Annotated in this window: 14 protein-coding genes and 1 pseudogene; 14 read left to right on the top strand and 1 reads right to left on the bottom strand. The window is 46.7% G+C overall.

Features of this window, described 5'->3' with window-relative positions; genetic code table 11:
• Positions 1-4: 4 nt before the first annotated feature.
• The 11 genes and pseudogenes from T538_RS0116165 to T538_RS0116120 all read left to right on the top strand — a co-directional run bounded on the left by T538_RS0116165 (position 5) and on the right by T538_RS0116120 (position 14548).
• On the top strand, positions 5-1180 hold the full coding sequence (locus T538_RS0116165; protein ID WP_031535743.1) for an aminotransferase class V-fold PLP-dependent enzyme: 1176 nt from the start codon (positions 5-7) through the stop codon (positions 1178-1180).
• A 166-nt stretch (positions 1181-1346) separates the two neighbouring features.
• Positions 1347-3020, top strand: a pseudogene (locus tag T538_RS0116160) (Na/Pi cotransporter family protein); the annotation flags it as partial.
• Positions 3021-3023: 3 nt separating this feature from the next.
• Positions 3024-3338: a winged helix-turn-helix domain-containing protein gene (locus tag T538_RS19070; RefSeq protein WP_231497135.1), complete on the top strand. Its 315-nt coding sequence runs from the start codon at positions 3024-3026 to the stop codon at positions 3336-3338.
• Positions 3339-3407: 69 nt separating this feature from the next.
• The gene (gene guaB / locus T538_RS0116155) at positions 3408-4886 is read left to right on the top strand and encodes an IMP dehydrogenase (protein WP_031535741.1); all 1479 of its coding nucleotides are present in this window, start codon (positions 3408-3410) and stop codon (positions 4884-4886) included.
• 108 nt (positions 4887-4994) lie between these two features.
• On the top strand, positions 4995-6677 hold the full coding sequence (locus tag T538_RS0116150; protein ID WP_031535739.1) for a glycosyltransferase family 39 protein: 1683 nt from the start codon (positions 4995-4997) through the stop codon (positions 6675-6677).
• Between the two features lie 126 nt (positions 6678-6803).
• Complete coding sequence (locus T538_RS0116145) at positions 6804-8231, top strand: peptidylprolyl isomerase (protein ID WP_031535737.1); 1428 nt, start codon at positions 6804-6806, stop codon at positions 8229-8231.
• 54 nt (positions 8232-8285) lie between these two features.
• Entirely contained in the window at positions 8286-9644 is a 1359-nt protein-coding gene (locus tag T538_RS0116140; RefSeq protein WP_031535736.1) for a peptidylprolyl isomerase, read from the top strand.
• Complete coding sequence (locus tag T538_RS0116135; protein WP_051656192.1) at positions 9644-11329, top strand: OstA-like protein; 1686 nt, start codon at positions 9644-9646, stop codon at positions 11327-11329. Before T538_RS0116140 ends, T538_RS0116135 begins: the two co-directional genes overlap by 1 nt.
• A 5-nt stretch (positions 11330-11334) precedes the next feature.
• Positions 11335-11628, top strand: a complete 294-nt coding sequence (locus T538_RS0116130) for a hypothetical protein (RefSeq protein ID WP_031535732.1) — start codon at positions 11335-11337, stop codon at positions 11626-11628.
• 9 nt (positions 11629-11637) lie between these two features.
• Positions 11638-13551 (top strand): DNA mismatch repair endonuclease MutL, encoded by a 1914-nt coding sequence (gene mutL, locus T538_RS0116125; RefSeq protein WP_031535730.1) that lies wholly within the window; start codon positions 11638-11640, stop codon positions 13549-13551.
• Positions 13552-13585: 34 nt separating this feature from the next.
• Entirely contained in the window at positions 13586-14548 is a 963-nt protein-coding gene (locus T538_RS0116120; RefSeq protein ID WP_031535728.1) for a glycosyltransferase, read from the top strand.
• A 369-nt stretch (positions 14549-14917) separates the two neighbouring features.
• On the opposite strand, the gene T538_RS0116115 is transcribed toward T538_RS0116120, so the two are convergent.
• The gene (locus tag T538_RS0116115) at positions 14918-16513 is read right to left on the bottom strand and encodes a glycoside hydrolase family 28 protein (RefSeq protein ID WP_155993326.1); all 1596 of its coding nucleotides are present in this window, start codon (positions 16511-16513) and stop codon (positions 14918-14920) included.
• A 388-nt stretch (positions 16514-16901) separates the two neighbouring features.
• Between T538_RS0116115 and T538_RS0116110 the strand changes: the two genes are divergently transcribed.
• The 3 genes from T538_RS0116110 to xylA are packed head-to-tail and all read left to right on the top strand — an operon-like array spanning position 16902 to position 20548.
• Positions 16902-17651, top strand: a complete 750-nt coding sequence (locus tag T538_RS0116110) for an NUDIX hydrolase (protein WP_051656191.1) — start codon at positions 16902-16904, stop codon at positions 17649-17651.
• A 41-nt stretch (positions 17652-17692) separates the two neighbouring features.
• Entirely contained in the window at positions 17693-19180 is a 1488-nt protein-coding gene (locus tag T538_RS0116105; RefSeq protein WP_031535722.1) for a xylulokinase, read from the top strand.
• Between the two features lie 51 nt (positions 19181-19231).
• A complete protein-coding gene (gene xylA, locus T538_RS0116100) occupies positions 19232-20548 on the top strand; it encodes a xylose isomerase (RefSeq protein WP_155993324.1) in 1317 nt (438 codons plus the stop codon).
• Positions 20549-20565: the final 17 nt, after the last annotated feature.

Below are 20565 nucleotides of genomic sequence, written 5' to 3'. Positions count from 1 at the left end.
AGTTATGAGCAAACAGACAATAGCAACAAAGACAAACTACAGTAAAAAAGATCCATACGGCGCTTTGAGCATGCCGGTATACCATTGTGCCGCCTTCGAGTTCGACAGCGCGCAGGCAATGGCCGATGCCTTCTGCGGAAGGGTTCTCGAACCTGATTATTCGAGAGTTATGAACCCAACGGTTACTTTCTTCGAAGACAGGGTTAAGGAACTAACCGATGCGCAGAATGTCTTTGCCTTCAACTCGGGCATGGCGGCCATCTCTAACGCTCTTATAGCCGTGGCGCAGAGCGGAAGCAACATCGTAACGAGCAATCATCTGTTCGGTAACACGGTTTCGTTGATAAACAAGACTCTCGGCAGGCTTGGAGTAGACAGCAAGGCGGTAAATCTGCTCGACATTGATGCTGTTGAGGCTGCCGTAGACGAACACACCTGCTGCATCTTCCTCGAAATCGTTACTAATCCGCAGATGGAGGTTGCCGACGTTGCTGCTCTTGCCGAGGTGGCACGCAAGAACGGCATTCCGCTCATTGCCGACACAACCATGATTCCGTTTACCGAGTTCGATGCCAAGGCTTTGGGTATTGATGTTCAGGTTGTGAGCAGTACGAAGTACATTTCGGGCGGAGCAACATCGCTCGGCGGACTGATTATTGACTACGGAACGTTCGGTGTCTTTAATCAGCGCATCCGTTTCGAACTTCTGTTCAATCTGGGTGGATACATGACTCCCCATGCGGCTTACATGCAGACCCTCGGCTTGGAGTCGCTCCACGCGCGCTATGCCGTGCAGAGCCGCAACACGCTCGAACTTGCCAAGCGGCTTCGCGATGTTCCGCAGATTGTAAGCGTAAACTACATCGGCTTGGAAGATAATCCGTTCTACGAACTGGCTCAAAGGCAGTATGGCAAAACGGCTGGTGCGATGCTTACCATCGACTTGGCCGACCGCCAGTCGTGTTACAGTTTCATAAACAATCTGAAGGTGGTTCATCGTGCCACTAATCTGTTCGACAACAAGACGCTTGCCATTCATCCGTACTCAACAATCTTCGGACCTTTTAGCGGAAGTCAGAAGAAGGCTATGGATGTTAAGGACACGACAATACGTCTGAGCATCGGTCTTGAAGATGTAGATGATATTTTCGACGATATCGTTCAGGCTCTCAATGCCTGACTCTTGAATAAGCGAAGGGATTGGCTCGCGGCTTTTTTAATTAAGGCCGCGGGCCTTTCTTTTTTACGCTAATGATTATTTGTAACCGTTTTGTAACCGTGCCGATGTGGTCTTTTTCTGCATATTTTTGTAAATTTGTTGCGAAAATAAAAACAACAACTGAAAAATGACTATCGACATTATTTTTAAACTGCTCGGTTCGCTGGCTCTTCTTGTTTACGGAATGAAGATGATGAGCGATGCCTTGCAGAAAATGGCAGGCTCGAGTCTGAGACATGTTCTTGGAAGGATGACCTCGAACCGATTCAGCGGAATGCTTACCGGAACGTTTGTTACCTGCGCCGTGCAGTCGTCGTCGGCAACAACGGTCATGACGGTGTCGTTCGTTTCTGCCGGACTGCTTACCTTGGCTCAGGCAATATCCGTAATTATGGGTGCCAACATCGGAACAACTCTCACGGCGTGGATTATGTCGCTGGGATACAGCATAGACCTCACCTGCGTAGTCTTTCCTGCGTTCATTATCGGTATCTTTCTTATTTGGCAGAAGAAACATCGATTTGCCGGCGATTTTCTGTTCGGACTGGCATTCCTCTTCTGGTCGCTGGTGCTGCTTAGCGGAGTGGGCAAGAGCATGAATCTTGAGCACAATGCCGCCGTTGTAAGTTTCTTCTCTTCGTTCAATACCGACAGTTATCTCACGGTGCTCATCTTCCTTGCCGCCGGAACTGTCATCACCTGCATCGTGCAGTCATCTGCGGCGGTAATGGCAATAACCATTCTTCTCTGCTCAACTGGAGTGCTTCCTATTTATCTGGGCATCGCGCTGGTTATGGGCGAGAATATCGGAACCACGGCAACCGCCAATCTGGCCGCGCTCGGTGCCGGAACTCCTGCTCGCAGGGCGGCATTGGCGCACTTGGTTTTCAACCTCTTTGGCGTGTGCTGGATTCTGTGCGTGTTCTATCCGTTTGTCGATATGGTATGCCACATCGTGGGATATTCGGCTCACGATGGCGGTCAGCCCGAGCGTATTCCGGTTGTCCTTGCTCTCTTCCACACTTGCTTTAACGTGCTGAATACGGCTGTCCTCATCTGGTTCATTCCGCAGATTGAAAAAATCGTCTGCCGTATTCTTCCTGACAAAGCCAACGAGAAGAAAAAACTGTCGGCTCTGCATTTCATCAACGGCGGACTGATGTCAACGCCCGAGATTTCGGTATTGCAGGCGCAGAAGGAGGTTGCACACTTTGCCGAACGGATGCAGCGCATGTTCGGGTTGGTGCAGAGTCTGCTCGACGAGAAGGACAACGCTGAGTTCGACCGCCAGTACGAGCGCATCTGTAAGTACGAGGAGATTGCCGACAACATGGAGGCCGAGATTGCCGCATATCTTGGCGAGGTGAGCAACGAACGGCTTTCGGACGATACTAAGTCGAAGGTGCGCGATATGCTCAGGCAGATAGGCGAACTCGAATCGGTTGGCGATGCCTGCTCAAAGATTGCACGAACCATCAAGCAGCGCAAGGAAGGCCGCGAGGATTTCACGCCGCAGCAGTATGCCAGCCTGCATGAGATGTTCGCTCTCGTAAACGAGTCGCTTACGCAGATGATTGTGGTGATAAACGGTCGCCGTAGTGAACTCTCAATCGAAACCTCGCAAGAGATTGAACACGACATCAATGCCATGCGCGACCGCCTGAAAGCCGAGAGCATCCGGAACGTAGACGTGCAACACTATTCATATTTCATCAGTTCAAACTTCGAGGAGATTGTTTCGGACTGCGAACGTTTGGGCGACTATGTGATGAACGTCGTTGAGGCGCGCCTCGGAAAAAGACTTCTGTCGTATCGCGGACTTCAGGTAAACATCGACAAGAAGACGGTTACGGTCGATGGCGTTCAGGTTGGTTTCACCCGAACCGAGTTCGCCCTTCTCTGCAAACTTCTTGCAACCCGCGGAAATGTAGTGTCGCGCCAGCAACTTATGTCTGAAATCTGGGAGGGCGTTGTGGTTACCGAGCGCACCATAAATGTAAACATTGCGCGAATACGCAAGAAACTCGGGCAGTATTCGCAAAACGTGGTGAGCCGCCAGGGCTTCGGCTACTGTTTCGAAGAAAATCCTGAAAAGTTTAACCAAACGGAAAATATTTAGCCGGTTTATGCCATCTATTTGAAAAATTATCACTAATTTTGCGCGCAATAAATTTTATACTTACTATTTATGTCATCATTTATTGCAGATAAGATTGTAATGGATGGATTAACATTCGACGATGTTTTGTTAATCCCAGCCTATTCGGAAGTCCTTCCGAAAACAGTTGAACTTTCAACACGTTTTTCACGAAACATTGAGCTTAAGATTCCTTTCGTAACAGCCGCTATGGATACTGTTACCGAGGCTAAGATGGCTATTGCCATTGCTCGCGAGGGCGGTATCGGCGTTATCCACAAGAATATGTCTATCGAGGAGCAGGCTCGTCAGGTTGCCATTGTTAAGCGTGCTGAAAACGGTATGATTTACGACCCTGTAACCATTCAGGTGGGCGCAACCGTAAAGGATGCCCTCGACATCATGTCTGAGTATCATATCGGCGGTATTCCTGTGGTAGATGACAACAACAAACTCGTCGGAATCGTGACAAACCGCGACCTCCGCTTCGAGAAGAACCTTGACCGTCTTGTAGACGAGGTTATGTCAAAAGACAACCTTATCACAACCCATCAGCAGGCCGACATGGAGGCTGCCGCTACAATCCTTCAGGAGCATAAGATTGAGAAACTTCCTGTGGTTGACAATGATGGCAAGTTGATTGGTCTTATAACTTACAAGGACATTACAAAGGCCAAGGACAAGCCAATGGCGTGCAAGGATGCTAAAGGCCGTCTTCGCGTGGCAGCAGGCGTTGGCGTAACAGCCGATACTTTCGACCGCATGAAGGCTTTGGTTGATGCAGGTGTAGATGCAATCGTTATCGATACGGCTCACGGTCATTCAAAGTCGGTAATCGAGAAGTTGAAGGAGGCAAAGCGCTTGTTCCCAAATGTTGATATAGTAGTAGGTAACGTAGCCACAGGCGAGGCTGCCAAGTGCTTGGTAGAGGCAGGCGCCGATGGCGTTAAGGTTGGTATCGGTCCGGGTTCAATCTGTACAACCCGTGTCGTTGCCGGTGTCGGAGTTCCTCAACTTACAGCCGTTTACGACGTGGCTCAGGCTCTGAAGGGCACAGATGTTCCGTTGATTGCCGATGGCGGTCTGCGCTATTCAGGCGATATCGTCAAGGCTCTTGCAGCCGGCGGATATTGCGTAATGATTGGCTCGCTCGTTGCTGGTACAGAGGAGAGTCCGGGCGACACAATCATCTTCAACGGACGTAAGTTCAAGTCATACCGAGGCATGGGCTCGCTCGAGGCAATGGAGAACGGTTCTAAGGACCGCTACTTCCAAGGCAACGTTAAGGATGTAAAGAAACTCGTTCCAGAGGGAATCGCAGGTCGTGTTCCTTATAAGGGCACAGTTCAGGAGGTAATCTACCAGTTGATTGGCGGTCTTCGTTCGGGAATGGGCTACTGCGGTGCTGCAAACATCGAGAAACTTCACGATGCTAAGTTCACACGCATCACAAATGCTGGTATGCTCGAGAGCCATCCGCACGAGGTTATCATCACCAGCGAGGCTCCAAACTACAGCCGTCCACAGTAATAAATCTGATTGATAAAAATAGAAAAAGAGGGTGTATAAAAAGATGCATCCTCTTTTTACGCTTTATAAAACCGGAAGAATCTTTTAAATAAAAAAACAGATAAAGAAATGACGAAGTTTTTGAAAGTCCCATTGACGTTTTTTCAAGGCATTGCTGATTGCATAAACAAAAATGACAAGCTTGCGTTGCTCGTGATATTTGTTTATACAATCTGCTATAAACTTTATTTCATAACCGACGGAATTTCTGTCTTGGATTCGGCTTTTTATTTGTCATATTCGATAGACTTGGATAGTGCGATGAACTATTCGAGCTTGAAGACATCGCCATTCTATCTTACGGCTTTGATAAGCAATCTGTTTCTGAAAATGTTTTCTGCAAAATTGTTGGGACTGAGAATTTTGCAGATTCTAAACTATCTGTTTCTGTTCTATTGTGTTTTCAGGTTATTAAGAAACAAAATACCGAACATTTGTATTGTCGGTGGAACGTTGATGTCGCTGATGGTTTTGTGCAACCGTCCGATTGAGTTTTATTATGATGATTTGTCGGCTTCACTCTGTGTCTTGTCGATATTGTTGATGGTAAAGGCTGTTGAAAAAGCAAGCAAAGCATGTATTTTCTTCAGCGGCTTTGTCTTTGCCTTGAATATATTTGCTCGTGTGCCGAATGTGGTGTATCTTGCTTTTGCATCGTATGTCTTTCTGTTCTGTAATGATAAGCGTATAAGCATTCCAAAGTTCCTTGTTGTTGGTGTGTTGGGCTTCGTGGCTGGCATTCTGTCTTTCTTTTTGATAATATACACGAAAGGAGACTTGATTGAGCTTTATAACGGTTTCGTTGGCATAGCAAGACTTTCGCAGGATGCCGACGATTCGCACAATTTGTTTTCGATGTTGTCTGAGGCAGCGGTGCAGATAAAAAGCATTTTGGTTATAATGCTGAAAAATGTAGCGGTTCTTGTACTTGTGAAGTATGCCTACAAACTTAAATTTAAATGGATTGCATATCTTATAATCGTGGCATTTATTGCAAAATCTGTTCATACGTTTGTTGTAATGCCATTGACAATACGAACATATTTCTTGGCTTGGGCTTCGTTCGTTTTGTTGTATGTGGTAAAATATTCTAAACCAAACAGATTCTTGGCTTTACTATTGTTGGTGGTACTGTATGTGATGCCTTTCGGCTCAGACTATTATTTTAGAGTCTCTATTTCTTACATTTATGCAGCGGCAATAGCTCCGTTTGTATTTTATTCTTTAATACTTGTGAAAAGAAATAATGTTGCTTGTCGGCTCACTTTTTATTTATACACCGCTTCGTTGTGCGTGGCGATAGTGTATAATTGCTTTTCCTCGAACAATAATGCTTTTACCGAGTATACATCGAGAAGTGAAAGACGGTTTGAGGTCGCAAACTGCCCAATGCTGAAATACGCGTATACCGACTCGACGAAAGCCGCAGATTTCTCATACTACATTAAGGAAGTAAAGCCGTTGCTTAGTCAGAAAACAATATTGATTGGCAGCAAGTGGGACTTGATGCTTGCTGTCTCAATGGAAAAGGTTTTGTATAACAATTCTCCGAAGAACTGGGGAACTAACAGGACTGTTTATAATTCTATAATTTCAACTTACGAGAAAACAAAAGAAAAGCCCGATGTCTTGTTGAGAAAGAGCGATATGCAGGACAAAAATTGCCCTGAAATTAAGTTTATGAAAAAAGTTGGTGGCTATTCAAAAAAATGGGAAAATGAAAAATACACGATGTTCTCGCCCGTAAATTGATAGGGTGATATTTGCGCGATGTTAAAAACTTTTACTCCACAATACAAAGAAGAGAGCATTTTTATTGAATGTTCTCTTCTTATTTTTTTGTATATTTGCGCCCGAATATTGATTTAAACCTAAAAAATGACTTTGAAAAGTAGTCTTTTGTTTTTTCTTGTTCTTGTGGGCTCTGTCCATCTCTCGGCGCAAGACCCTGTGGTGATGAGGATTAACGGCAAGGATGTGCTTCGTTCGGAGTTCGAGTATTCGTTCAACAAAAATAACAACGGCGACATCCGCAGCCTTAAGGCTATTATGGATTATGTGCCGATGTTCGTCGACTACAAGCTGAAGGTGGCTGCCGCCGAAGATGCCGGCTACGATACTCTGACCACGTTCCGCAACGAATTCAGCATGTACCGAAATCAGCAGATTCGTCCGCTCATTGCCGACCAAGGCTTTGCTGAGCAGAGAGCCATTGAGTATTACAACAATCTCTATGCCGAGACCGAACCCGATGGAATGGTCAAGGTGGCTCACATCCTTCTGAGGGTAGGAGTGAACGAGCCTGAATCCAAACGAATTGCAATCAAGAACAGGGCCGATTCCATCTATCAGGCATTGCTGTGCGGAGCCGATTTCGCACAGATGGCGCGACGCTATTCGCAAGATGCGGCAAGCGCGGCAAATGGCGGCGAACTTCCGTGGTTTGGCAAGTATCGCACGCTCAAAGAGTTCGAAGAAGTGGCTTTTGCCATGACTAACGGACAACTCTCGCGCGTGTTCGTGACGCCGCTCGGTTTTCACATAGTAAAGAAGATAGGCTTCAAGCATCTTGAACCATACTCGCAACTCCGTTCGTCGCTCATAGCAAAGATGCTCGCCAGCGGACTTGCTGACCAAGGAGCCGATGCCCGCATAAATCAGATTGTTCAGGCATCGGGCTATACCCTTACTGCCGAGCAGGTTATGCAGCAACTCACCGACGAGCAGACGGCGCGCGACATCAATCTGAAATATCTTATTCAGGAGTATCGCGAAGGGCTCTTGCTCTTCGAGGCATCGCAGCGCGAAGTGTGGGACAAGGCCGCAGCCGACGAGGGTGCGCTCGACCATTTCTACCGTCTGCACGAGAGCGAGTATCTGTGGGTTTCGCCGCGATTCAAGGGCTTGGTTATACATTGCGCCGACAAGGATGTTGCAAAGCGCGTCAGGGAGGCTCTGAAGAAGCAGCCCGAAGACCTGTGGGAGAACATCATCGAGACGCAGATAAACACGCCTTCCGAAAAGTTGTGCAGGGTGGAGAAGGGCATCTTTCGGCAAGGCGACCATCAGTCGGTAGACAATGCCATCTTCAAGCAGAAAAATGCCGAACTGAAGAAGTACGAAACCTATCCCGAGGTGGTTCTCGAAGGGCGCAAGATTGCTCAGCCCGAAAGCTATCGCGATGTAAAGACTCAACTGGTAAAAGACTATCAGAAAGTGCTCGAAGAGGGCTGGATTGATGCTCTTAGAAAAAAATATCCGGTTGAAATAAAACAAGAAGCTTTAAAAACCGTTAATAATCATTGAAATAATTTTTTTTGTATTATCTTCGCACCGAAGATTTATTTATAGTAATAAAAAATGCGTAAAATATTTGACTTGAAATATTTGCTCTGCGTGGCATTGGCTTTTGCCGGCGTAACAGCAAATGCTCAAAAAAATGTAATTGATGAGGTCGTTTGGGTTGTTGGTGATGAGGCTATACTGAAATCAGACATCGAGGCAGAACGCCTCAGAGCCCAGTACGAAGGACAGAAGTGGGACGGCGCCCCAGACTGCGTGATACCTGAACAGATGGCTATCCAGAAACTATACCTGCATCAGGCGGCTATCGATAGTATCGAGGTCACAGAAAGCGAGGTTCAGCAGAGAGTTGAACAGCAGATGAACTGGTACATCCAGCAGATTGGCTCGAAGGAGAAGATGGAGGAATATTTCAATAAACCTTCTACTCAGATTCGCGAGCAATTGCACGACAACATAAAAGACGGACTCACGGTGCAGAAGATGCAGCAGCAGCTTGTGGGCGACATCAAACTTACACCAGCCGAGGTGAGACGATATTTCGCAAACATTCCGCAAGACAGCATACCTTATGTTCCTACAAGCGTTGAGGTGCAGATTATCACTCTCCAGCCGCGCATTCCGCAGACAGAGATTGACCGCATAAAGGATGAGATGAGAAGTTATACCGACCGCGTGAACAAGGGCGAGACTTCATTCTCAACTCTTGCTTTGCTTTATTCAGAAGACCAGGCATCGGCACGTCGCGGCGGCGAACTCGGTTTCATGGGACGCGGCGAACTTGTTCCTGAATATGCCAACGTGGCGTTCAACCTTACCGACCCAAAGAAGGTTTCGAAGATTGTTGAGTCTGAATTCGGATTCCACATCATACAGCTTATCGAGAAGCGAGGCGACAAAATCAATACCCGTCACATTCTGCGTAAGCCGAGGGTGGCTTCTGCCGACCTTGAGGCTGGCATCGCACGCCTCGACAGCATTGCCGATGACATCCGCAGCGAAAAGTTCCCATTCGAGGAGGCTGCAGCGGCTCTTTCTGCTGATAAGGACACACGAAACAACCGTGGTTTGATGGCAAACCAGAAAGACGGCACTCCGAAGTTCGAGATGCAAGACCTTCCTGCCGAGATTGCAAAGGTTGTTGACAAGATGCAAGTGGGCGAGATTTCGAAGGCTTTCACAATGGTAAACAGCAAGGGAAAGGAAGTCTGCGCCATCGTCAAACTCCGTCAGCGTGTAAACGGCCACAAGGCTACTCTGAAGGACGATTTCCAGCGTCTTAAGGACGTTGTTGTTGAGAAGAAGCGCGAGGAGAAACTCGAGCAGTGGATAAAGGACAAGTTGAAGAATACATACGTCAGAGTTAACGACGATTTCAAAAACTGTAACTTCAAGTATTCTGGTTGGATTAAATAATGAAATACAGAATAGACAGATATTTCTACGGGCACAGAATGCTAATTTTTGGTATTCTGTGCTTGTTTGGTATTAGTCTTCTGGCTGGCACATCGACTTTCGTGCCCAAGAAGAAAAAAACGGCGGCGCAGGGCGCAGACGACAAAAAGGTGTTTCTGATTCATTCCGACGAACTGTTTTACAACAAGTTCCAGAATCCGGAGGCACAGATTCTGCGCGGAAACGTAGCGTTCCGCCACGGCACGATGTACATGTATTGCGACAGCGCGTGCTACTACGAGGCTTCAAACTCGTTCGAGGCGTTCGGCAACGTGCGCATGAAGCAAGGCGACACGCTCTCGCTTCGCGGAAAGCATCTCTACTACGACGGAGAGGAGCAGTTGGCCCAACTTCGCGAGGACGTAAAACTTCGCCACAAGACAACGACGCTCACAACCGACAGCCTTGACTACGACCGCATATACAATCTCGGCTATTTCATGAACGGCGGAACGATGATTGACGGCGACAACGTGCTCACATCCGACTGGGGCGAGTACAACACGGGCACAAAGATGGCAACGTTCAATTATCATGTAAAACTCGTGAATCCAAAGTACACGCTTACGTCCGATACTCTGCGCTACAACACAACCAACGGAATTGCCAACATCGTTGGTCCGTCGGATATTTACAGCGACGACAATCACATTTATTCCGAACTTGGATTCTACGACACACGCAGCGACCGTGCCCGAATGTTCGGCCGCTCAAAGTTGAGCAACAACGACGGTAAGTCGCTCATCGGCGACAGCCTCTTCTACGACCGCAAGACAGGTGTGGGCAAGGCATTCCGCAATATCGTCTACACAGATACGGTTAATAAGAACGGATTCACCGGAAACTACTGCTACTACAACGAAAAGACAGGCTATGCCGTGGCATACGACAGCGCGGTGGCGATAGATTTCTCGCAAGGTCCCGATACGCTCTACATGCATGCCGATACGTTCAGACTTCAGACTTTCAACATCGAGACCGATTCGGCTTACCGTAAGATGCACGCCTATCACAAGGTCCGCGCCTTCAGAAAAGATGTTCAGGCGGTATGCGACTCGCTGGTTTTTAGTTCGAAAGACAGTTGTATGACGATGTACGACAATCCGATTGTGTGGAATAACAATCAGCAGCTTGTTGGCGAGGAAATCTCGGTTTACATGCGCGACAGCACCATCGACTGGGCTCACGTTCAGCGTCAGGCAATGAGTGTAGAGAAGATGGACAGCACGCACTACAATCAGGTTTCGGGCAAGGAGATGAAGGCTTTCTTCACCGACGGAAAGATGCATCAGGCTGATGTGCTTAACAATGTGCGCTCAATTTACTATCCGCTCGACGACGATAGTCTGATAATCGGTCTTAACTATGCCGAGACGAGCAAGTTGAGCCTCTTTATCAAGGAAAACAAACTGCAAAAGATTATAATGAGTCCGCAGTCGAACGGCGTTCTGTATCCGCTCGATCAGGCTCCCGAGAACAAACGCTATCTCGACGGGTTTGCGTGGTTCGATTATATTCGCCCTACCGACAAGGACGACATTTTTAACTGGCGCGGAAAGAAGAAAGAGCAGGAACTCGTTATTCAGAACCGACGCTCTGCACCGCTACAGAAACTGAAGAAAAAAAACAAAACTAAGGAGGAATAGAGATTATGGGATTTTTTATGTTCAACGCACGAAAGCCACGCGGCTTTCAACACAACTACATCTATGTAGACGAGCGTAAGGAGAAACTGAAGCAGATTGAGGAAAACGCCAAGCGCGACCTCGGAATGTTGCCTCCAAAGGAGTTCAAGCCAGAGGATTTGCGCGGCAAGTTCTCGGAGCATACCAAGCACTTGAAAAAGTACAAGAAACGTCACCTGAGTTTCCAGACACTTCTTGTGCTGCTTGCCATTGCTATATTCATTCTTCATTATTTGATGACCGGAAAATTTTCGTTTTAACTACACATCATGGCCGATATAATTAAGTTGCTTCCCGATTCGGTTGCTAACCAGATTGCTGCGGGAGAGGTTGTCCAGCGTCCGTCATCGGTCGTAAAGGAGCTTGTCGAGAATGCGCTCGATGCCGGAGCAACCCAGATAGATGTTTTGATTATGGATGCCGGACGCACCAGCATCCAGATTATTGATGATGGAAAGGGCATGTCTGAAACGGATGCGCGAATGTCGTTCGAGCGTCATGCCACTTCGAAGATCCGCAAGGCCGAGGATTTGTTCAACCTTCACACCATGGGATTCCGTGGCGAGGCGTTGGCATCAATTGCCGCTGTGTCGCAAGTCGAACTGAAGACGCGTCGCGCCGACGACGAACTTGGCACTCAGATAGTTATATCGGGCGGAATGCTCGAGCATCAGGAGCCGACAAACTGCGCCGAGGGCAGTAACTTCTGCGTAAGGAATCTTTTCTTTAATATTCCGGCTCGCCGTAAGTTTCTGAAAAGCAATCAGGTAGAGATGAACAACATACTTCAGGAGTTCGAGCGCATCGTCCTCGTCCATCCCGAAGTTGGATTCTCGCTCTACAGCAACGAGAGCGAGATGTACCGTCTGCCTGTCTCAACTTTCCGCCAGCGCATCACGGCTCTGTTCGGAAAGAAGATAAACCAGCAGCTGCTGCCGGTCGAGGTTGAGACATCGCTCGTAAAGATTAAAGGCTACGTCGGACTTCCCGAGGCTGCCAAGAAGAAGGGCGCGCATCAGTTCTTCTTCGTGAACGGCAGATACATGCGCCATCCGTACTTCCACAAGGCTGTTACCGAGGCTTACGAGCGTCTTGTTCCGCAAGGCGAGCAAGTGCCTTATTTCCTCGAATTCGAGGTCGAGCCGGAAAATATTGATGTGAACATTCATCCAACGAAGACCGAGATAAAATTTGAAAACGAACAGGCTATCTGGCAGATTATAGCCGCTGCCGTGAAGGAGAGTCTGGGCAAGTTCAACGCTGCGCCGAGCATAGATTTTGACCAGGAAGGCAACGTAGATATTGTTCCGCTGATGGGTAGCGATGCCGTAAGCGTTCCGACTGTTGATTTCGACCCAAACTACAATCCGTTCGATGCCATGTCAAGGCCGGCATCTGCGCCATCGTTCGGCAGTTCGCCGTCAAACCGTAAGTCTGTTCCCGACTGGGAACCACTCTACAATGGCTTCGAGAAGGGCGAGACGGTAGACCTTAATTTCGATGAGCCTCAGATGGATGCGCAGCTTTTCTCGCAAGAGGAGCAGACCTTCCGCTCGGCAATGAACGAGGAGGACGAGCCAGACACAGTCGCTTCGGTGCAGAAGGAGACGAAGAGCGAAGCCGCTTCGGCTGATTATCTTCAGATTCAGGGACAGTACATCATCACTCCAACGAGTGGCGGAATAATGATTATAGACCAGCACAGAGCCAGCGCCCGAATCATTTTCGACCATCTGATGAGCCAGTTCGAGACTCGCAAAAGTGCCACACAGAAACTCATCTTCCCCGAGATGCTTCGCGTTTCGGCATCCGAGGCGGTGGTGCTCGAAAGCATCATCGACGATATCGAGATCCTGGGCTTCGAGATAAACAATCTTGGCGGAGGCAGTTTCTCCATCGCCGGAATTCCAGCCGATATGGAAGGTCTCGATGCCGCCGGAATGATTCAGGAACTAATCCATACGGCTCTCGAAAAGAGCAAGGATGTGAAAGAGGAGGTTCGCGAGCAACTGGCTGTCAAGTTGGCAAATCGTGCGGCGATTCCGGTTGGCCAGTTCCTCACTCCGTATGAGATGCACGAACTTGTCTCAACCCTTTTCGTCTCAACAATGCCAAACCTCACGCCCGACGGCAAGCGCGTTTTGGTAATAAAGAAATGTAGCGAGATAGAGAAAATGTTTTGATATAGATTTTTGTAGAATGAATAATATTTAAAATATGTTGTTTCTGCATTATATTATCACAAGGTTTAATCTTCGTTTATTTCCTAAGGGAACAAACGGAAAATCATTAAATAATATCGACGAGGATTATTTGTCGAAAAGATTGGATTTGTTTGAACGGTATTGTTATCCTTCAATAAGAAAACAAACAAATCAGAATTTTAAGTGGTTCTTGCTGATGGATATCGATACGCCATCAGCAATAAAAAATAGAATCCAAGTGTTGGGAAACAATTATGAAAACTTGAAGATCCTGTATCTAAATTCCGAAGAATATTGTAATCGTGAAAATTGGGAGAATGAAGAAATTCAATATTATAATAAATATGCAAATCTTGTAAATCTTCCAGATTATTCAAAGATATTGTATGGTACGAAAATACAGTGTTTCGTAATGCCGAAATTCATAAACGAAATGATTGCTCGCAATTCTGAAGATACTGCAGATTATTATATTACTACTCGTATAGACAATGATGATGCTTTTCATTGCGATATGGTAGAAACTGTACAACAACAATTTCTAAAAGATAGAAAATGCTGTATGTATAATTTTCTGTATGGATATCAATATAATGTAAAAGATAACATTGTACAGAAGTATTATTATCGAAATAATCATTTTTCTTCGTTAGTTGAAAAAAATGACGGAACATTAAAGACAGTATATTATTGGGATCATAGATATGTTAAGAAGTTCATCCCTGTAATAGATATCAAGACAAAACCGTTGTGGGTTGAGTTGTTGCATGGAAATAATGTTGCAAATGCTTTTGTCGTAAGTCATAGAAATCGTTTGTTGTCGGCCGCTTTTAGTTTTAGCCCCGAAAATTTTGGATATGTTGCGTCAGAAATGAACCCTTCATTTTTGTGTGCCGTGAAGTTTTTGATTAAACCTTTTAATTTACGCGCATACCTTCGGAGTATTAAAAAGAGATTATTGTCGCAAGAAGATTAAAAGAGGGTGTGTCAAAATGCAAATGCCATTTTGAAAATCTTACAGATTGAAACATTTTAACCCAAATCGGTCGTTAGAAGTTCATAAATCCGTGGTTAAGTTTGTAAAGCCTTGAAAGTAAGGTGCTTGTAAAGTCGTTTTTCTAATGGCGGTCATTAGATAATTCAATTTGTAAAGTGTTTGTTATCAAACGGTTATGAAAGCAACCACGAAAATAGCCATCCTAATAACCGATTTGGGTTTAATAGGGAAAGCCATTTCTAAACTCATTTTATAGTCAAGAAATGGCTTTTTCCTTTACTCTTAGAGATACTCGGATTACAACTTGAAAGTAGTGAAGGCGCATTTTTGACGCACCCTCTTTTATTTCTACAAATCTTTTCCTTTCGAATCAATCTTTTTTATATTCTTGCCATTAACTTTCACGTTAGTGGCATTTTTTATCTTTATGGCAGGCGAGCCGTCTTTTGTCGTAACCGTTACATTATTTATGCTGATGTTCTCGCCTTGGCAGATTTCCGCACTTCTCTGAGCGTCGATAATCTTCACGTTGTCAAGATTGATGTTGTTGATTGGCATCTCTGGTAGACCGTTGAAGAAGAATGCGCGGTTGCCTCCGTGGCAGATGATGTTGCTGATGTATATATCGCGGAAGCAAGGCGTACCTTCGTTTACCTCAGGAATGGCCTCGTTTGTCGTTTCGCCGTTGCCTGCCGATAGCGGGTCTTTTCCGCCGTAATAAAGGTTGAAGATGATGTTCTCGCCGGCAATCTCGAACATGTTGATGTTGCGGCAATAGATGTTTCTTACCACACCGCCACGACCTCTCGTGCTCTTGAAGCGCAGACCGATGTCTGTGCCGATAAACGTGCTGTTCTCAATCAGAATGTTGTATGCACCGCCGCTCATCTCGCTGCCCACCACAAATCCGCCGTGACCGTGATAAACCGTATTGTTCTTGGCGATGACGTTCTTGCACGGAGCGTTGCGCTTGCGTCCTTCGGCATCCTTTCCTGATTTTATGCAGATGGCATCGTCGCCGGCATCGAAGGTGCTGTTCAGAATAAGCGCGCGGTCGCACGATTCAAGATCGAGCGCGTCGCCGTTCTGAGCGTTCCACGGATTGTAGACTGTAACATTGTTCAGAATCACATCTTGGCACATCATTGGGTGCAGACACCAACTTGGTGAGTTTCTGAACGTCGCGTCTTGGAAGAGAACGCGCTTGCAGCCTACAAAATCTACCAAAACAGGGCGCAGCCAGTCTCTAATGGCCTCCCATTCAGCCTTTGTCTTCAGACCGTCTGGATTGTTGAAGTTTGTACACATCTTATATCCCTTGTACGAAGCCTCGCTCGGAAACCACTGGCGGTCTTCCTGAATGTAGCCATATTTTCTCGCCTTGATTTTCTTCCATTCGCTCTCGGTGAGTTTGCTTTTCTTTACGGCTCTCCAAGTCCAGCCGTTGCCGTCGAATATTCCTTTGCCAGTTATGGCTATGTTCTCGGCATCTTTGGCAAAGATAGGCGACTGGCAGCGGAAGGTCTTTATTCCTTCGAAAATCGTCTCAACCACCTCGTATTTTGTGTGGTCGCCGGTAAACAGAACCATCGCGTTCTGCTCGGTGTAGAGATTTACGTTGCTAAGCATCTCGATAGGGCCGGTGAGCCACATTCCGGTAGGGATCACCACCACGCCGCCGCCATGCTTGTTTACGTCTCTTATGGCTTTGTTTATCGCCTCGGTGCAGAGAGTCGTTCCGTCTGCCACCGCTCCAAAATCCTTGATGTTTACTTTGTAATCGGGGAACGAAACGGTCTTAACCTGTTCCATTTCGAAAGGAATGTTGTCGTAGACCGATTTGTCGATGCTTCTGATTTCCTGTGCTGTTGCCGAAATGGCGATGAAGGCAGACAGACATCCTGCTGCGATGCTTCTGCCAAGTAGTGAGTTAATAAAGGTCATGGTTTTTTGTTACTAAAATAAAAGTTAGTTAATAAAAATCAGATGCAAATATAAAACAAAAATTGATATAAAGCAAGTCTGTTGCGAAACGCGGCTCGGCAGAAGGCTTTCCTGAGTTGGAAAATATTGCTGAAAATCGCTTTTGCTGAACGACTCATCTGATACTGTAAAATGTACAATAACCACCCTCTCAGGATGGCGCAAAATACTGTAATATAACATGTTGTACTTGTTACAATAAGCAGAATGTTTTGTTATTGTAAAAAGTACAAGTTTTAAAAAATTGAAAATAAGTGTTTTATAACATTGTAAAAAAAAGTTAAAAAGTTTGTTTTTGCTGAATTTATCAGATATATTTGCACCGTCTAATCAAATCAGTAATATAGAAGTGAACAAGGAAAGCGCGAAAATAAACCATAGCCTAAATGTTAACGTTTCGGTTGACTGCGTGGTTATAGGTTTTGATGACAAGGAACTAAACGTCCTGCTGATAAAACGATTGCAGGCGGGTGATGAAAAGGCTTATTCACCGTACAAACTACCCGGCAGCCCTATTTACATGGACGAGAGCCTCGACGATGCCGCAAAAAGAGTGCTTGTCGATTGCACCGGACTCAAGTACGTAAGCCTAGAACAGTTCCGCGCTTATGGTGAGATTGACCGCCTTCGCCGTGCCGAGGATGTGCAGTGGCTCGAGCGGACTCACGGCTTGGCTTCGACTCCGGAGCGTATCGTTTCTATATCGTATATTGCTTTTGTGAGACAGAAGAAATTCCGACAGTTAACCGAGACGTATCAGGCTACATGGATGCCAGTCTCGAAACTCGACGACATAGATTTGGCATTCGACCACCGGCAGATTATTACCGATGCTATACGAAAAATACGCCGCGATGTTGAAGTCCAGCCTTCGATAGTATTCGAGATTCTGCCACGCAAGTTCACCATGCTTCAGTTGCGTGCGGTTTACGAAACCATCCACGGCGAGAAACTCGACATCCGCAACTTCCACAAGAAGATGACAAATCTGAAGTACATCGTACAACTCGACGAGTTGGAAAAGGATGTACCGCACCGCGCCGCTCATCTGTACAAGTTCGACAGAGTGGTGTACAAGCGCCTAAGAGGTTCGATTTAAATTGTAAGGTATAACGATATAAACAAAAAGACATTTTAGCTATGTATCTATTAGGATATGATATAGGTAGTTCGTCAGTAAAGGCATCGTTGGTTGATGCTCAGACTGGCAAGTGTGTTTCAACAGCCTTCTTTCCAAAGAGCGAGGCCGAGATTATTGCCGTAAAGGCTGGATGGGCTGAGCAGAAGCCTGCAATGTGGTGGGAGAACCTGAAACTCAGCACAAAGCAGATTCTTCAGGAGAGCGGCGCAAATCCAAAGGACATCGCAGCAATCGGTATCTCTTATCAGATGCACGGACTTGTTTGTGTTGACAAGAACAAGGAAGTTCTTCGTCCTGCTATCATCTGGTGCGACTCTCGTGCCGTTCCTTACGGCGAGCGTGCGTTCCTCGACCTCGGGGCAGAGCAGTGCCTTGGTCATCTGCTTAACTCTCCGGGCAACTTTACAGCAGCAAAGCTTGCTTGGGTAAAGGAGAACGAGCCTGAAGTATTTGCTCAGGTTGACAAGATGATGCTTCCGGGCGACTATATCGCAATGCGACTCACTGGCGAGACATCTACAACAATATCTGGTCTTAGCGAGGGTATGCTCTGGGATTTCAAGAACAATCAGGTTGCCGACTTCCTTCTTCAGTACTACGGAATTGGCGAGACTGTAATCCCTACAATCCGTCCAACATTCAGCGACAGCGGTCATGTAACAGCCGCAGCGGCTGCTGAACTTGGCTTGGCAGAAGGCATTCCTGTAACATACCGCGCAGGCGACCAGCCTAACAACGCACTTTCGCTCAACGTATTCAATCCGGGCGAGATTGCTTCAACAGCCGGTACATCGGGCGTTGTTTACGGCGTTCTTGGCGACGTAAACTACGACAAGAAATCACGCGTAAACACATTCGCACACGTTAACCACTCTGCCGAGCAGGTTCGTCTTGGCGTTTTGCTTTGCATCAACGGTACAGGTATCCTCAACTCATGGTGCCGCCGTACGGTTGCTCCAGAGGGCATCTCTTATGCCGATATGAACGCTCTTGCCGAGACAGCTCCAATCGGTAGCGCAGGCGTAAGCATTCTTCCTTTCGGTAACGGTGCAGAGCGTATGCTCGAGAACAAGGAGGTTGGTTCAACAATCTACGGCGTAAACTTCAACTCTCACGGCAAGCAGCACTTGCTTCGTGCGGCTCAGGAGGGTATCGTGTTTGCATTCAACTACGGAATGAACATCATGAAGGATATGGGCATGAACATCAGCAAGATTCATGCTGGAAAGGCAAACATGTTCCTCAGCCCAATCTTCCGCAACACTCTGGCATCTGTTAGCGGTGCAACAATCGAGCTTTACGAGACCGACGGCTCTGTTGGTGCAGCCAAGGGTGCAGGTATCGGCGCAGGCATCTACAAGGATAACAAGGAGGCATTCTCAACTCTCGAGAAACTTGCCGTTATCGAGCCTGACACTGCAAACATCATGCAGTACACCGATGCTTACGAACTCTGGAAGGAGCGTTTGGAGAAAGCAATAAAATAAAAGAAACAGAAGTAATTAACAAAAATATTTTAACTTTTTTAATTTTTTAATATCATGGCAAAAGAGTATTTTCCTGGCGTGAAAAAAATCCAGTTCGAGGGTAAGGACAGTAAGAATCCGATGGCTTACCACTATTATGATGCAGAGAAGGTCATCATGGGTAAGAAGATGAAGGATTGGTTGAAGTTCGCTATGGCTTGGTGGCACACTTTGTGCGCTGAGGGCGCAGACCAGTTTGGTGGCGGTACTAAGACATTCCCTTGGAATCAGGGCGCAAATGCTTTGGAAGTTGCTAAGAATAAGGCTGATGCAGGTTTCGAGATTATGGAGAAGCTTGGTATCGAGTACTACTGTTTCCACGATGTAGACCTCGTTGAGGAGGCTCCAACTATCGAGGAGTATGAGGCTAATATGAAGGCTATCGTTGCATATCTTAAGGAGAAGCAGGCTGCTACTGGCAAGAAACTTCTTTGGGGTACTGCAAACGTATTCGGCAACAAGCGCTACATGAACGGTGCTTCTACAAACCCTGACTTCGACGTTGTTGCACGTGCTTGTGTTCAGATTAAGAACGCTATCGACGCAACTATCGAACTTGGTGGTACAAACTATGTATTCTGGGGTGGCCGCGAGGGTTATATGAGCCTTCTTAATACAGATATGAAGCGTGAGAAGGAGCACATGGCAACTATGCTTACTAAGGCTCGCGACTACGCTCGTTCAAAGGGCTTTACAGGTACATTCCTTATCGAGCCAAAGCCAATGGAGCCATCTAAGCATCAGTATGATGTTGATACAGAGACTGTTTGCGGTTTCTTGAAGGCACACGGTCTTGACAAGGACTTCAAGGTAAACATCGAGGTTAACCACGCAACATTGGCTGGTCACACATTCGAGCACGAGTTGGCTGCTGCTGTTGACAACGGTATGCTTGGCTCTATCGACGCTAACCGCGGTGACTACCAGAACGGTTGGGATACTGACCAGTTCCCTATCGACAACTTCGAGCTTATTCAGGCTATGATGCAGATTATCCGCAACGGTGGTCTTGGTAACGGTGGTACAAACTTCGACGCTAAGACTCGTCGTAACTCAACTGACCTTGAGGATATCTTCATCGCTCACATCGCTGGTATGGATGCAATGGCACGCGCTTTGGAGAACGCTGCTGACCTTTTGGAGAACTCTCCAATCAAGAAGATGGTTGCTGAGCGCTACGCTTCATTCGACAGCGGCAAGGGTAAGGAGTTCGAGGAAGGCAAGTTGAGCCTTGAGGACATTGTTGCTTATGCTAAGCAGAACGGTGAGCCTAAGCAGACAAGCGGTAAGCAGGAGCTTTACGAGGCTATCGTAAACATGTACTGCTAATCGAACCAATACTGTAA

The sequence above is a fragment of the Bacteroides sp. Ga6A2 genome, from assembly GCF_000702225.1.
Classification (GTDB): Bacteria; Bacteroidota; Bacteroidia; order Bacteroidales; family Bacteroidaceae; genus Ga6A1.
This window is presented reverse-complemented; position numbering and strand designations above follow the sequence as displayed.

What these genes read in the sequence shown, in the direction of transcription:
- T538_RS0116165 (WP_031535743.1), top strand. Translation starts at nt 5, where the DNA reads ATGAGCAAACAGACAATAGCAACAAAGACAAACTACAGTAAAAAAGAT.
- guaB (WP_031535741.1), top strand. Translation starts at nt 3,408, where the DNA reads ATGTCATCATTTATTGCAGATAAGATTGTAATGGATGGATTAACATTC.
- T538_RS0116150 (WP_031535739.1), top strand. Translation starts at nt 4,995, where the DNA reads ATGACGAAGTTTTTGAAAGTCCCATTGACGTTTTTTCAAGGCATTGCT.
- T538_RS0116145 (WP_031535737.1), top strand. Translation starts at nt 6,804, where the DNA reads ATGACTTTGAAAAGTAGTCTTTTGTTTTTTCTTGTTCTTGTGGGCTCT.
- T538_RS0116140 (WP_031535736.1), top strand. Translation starts at nt 8,286, where the DNA reads ATGCGTAAAATATTTGACTTGAAATATTTGCTCTGCGTGGCATTGGCT.
- T538_RS0116135 (WP_051656192.1), top strand. Translation starts at nt 9,644, where the DNA reads ATGAAATACAGAATAGACAGATATTTCTACGGGCACAGAATGCTAATT.
- T538_RS0116130 (WP_031535732.1), top strand. Translation starts at nt 11,335, where the DNA reads ATGGGATTTTTTATGTTCAACGCACGAAAGCCACGCGGCTTTCAACAC.
- mutL (WP_031535730.1), top strand. Translation starts at nt 11,638, where the DNA reads ATGGCCGATATAATTAAGTTGCTTCCCGATTCGGTTGCTAACCAGATT.
- T538_RS0116120 (WP_031535728.1), top strand. Translation starts at nt 13,586, where the DNA reads ATGTTGTTTCTGCATTATATTATCACAAGGTTTAATCTTCGTTTATTT.
- T538_RS0116115 (WP_155993326.1), bottom strand. Translation starts at nt 16,513, where the DNA reads ATGACCTTTATTAACTCACTACTTGGCAGAAGCATCGCAGCAGGATGT.
- T538_RS0116105 (WP_031535722.1), top strand. Translation starts at nt 17,693, where the DNA reads ATGTATCTATTAGGATATGATATAGGTAGTTCGTCAGTAAAGGCATCG.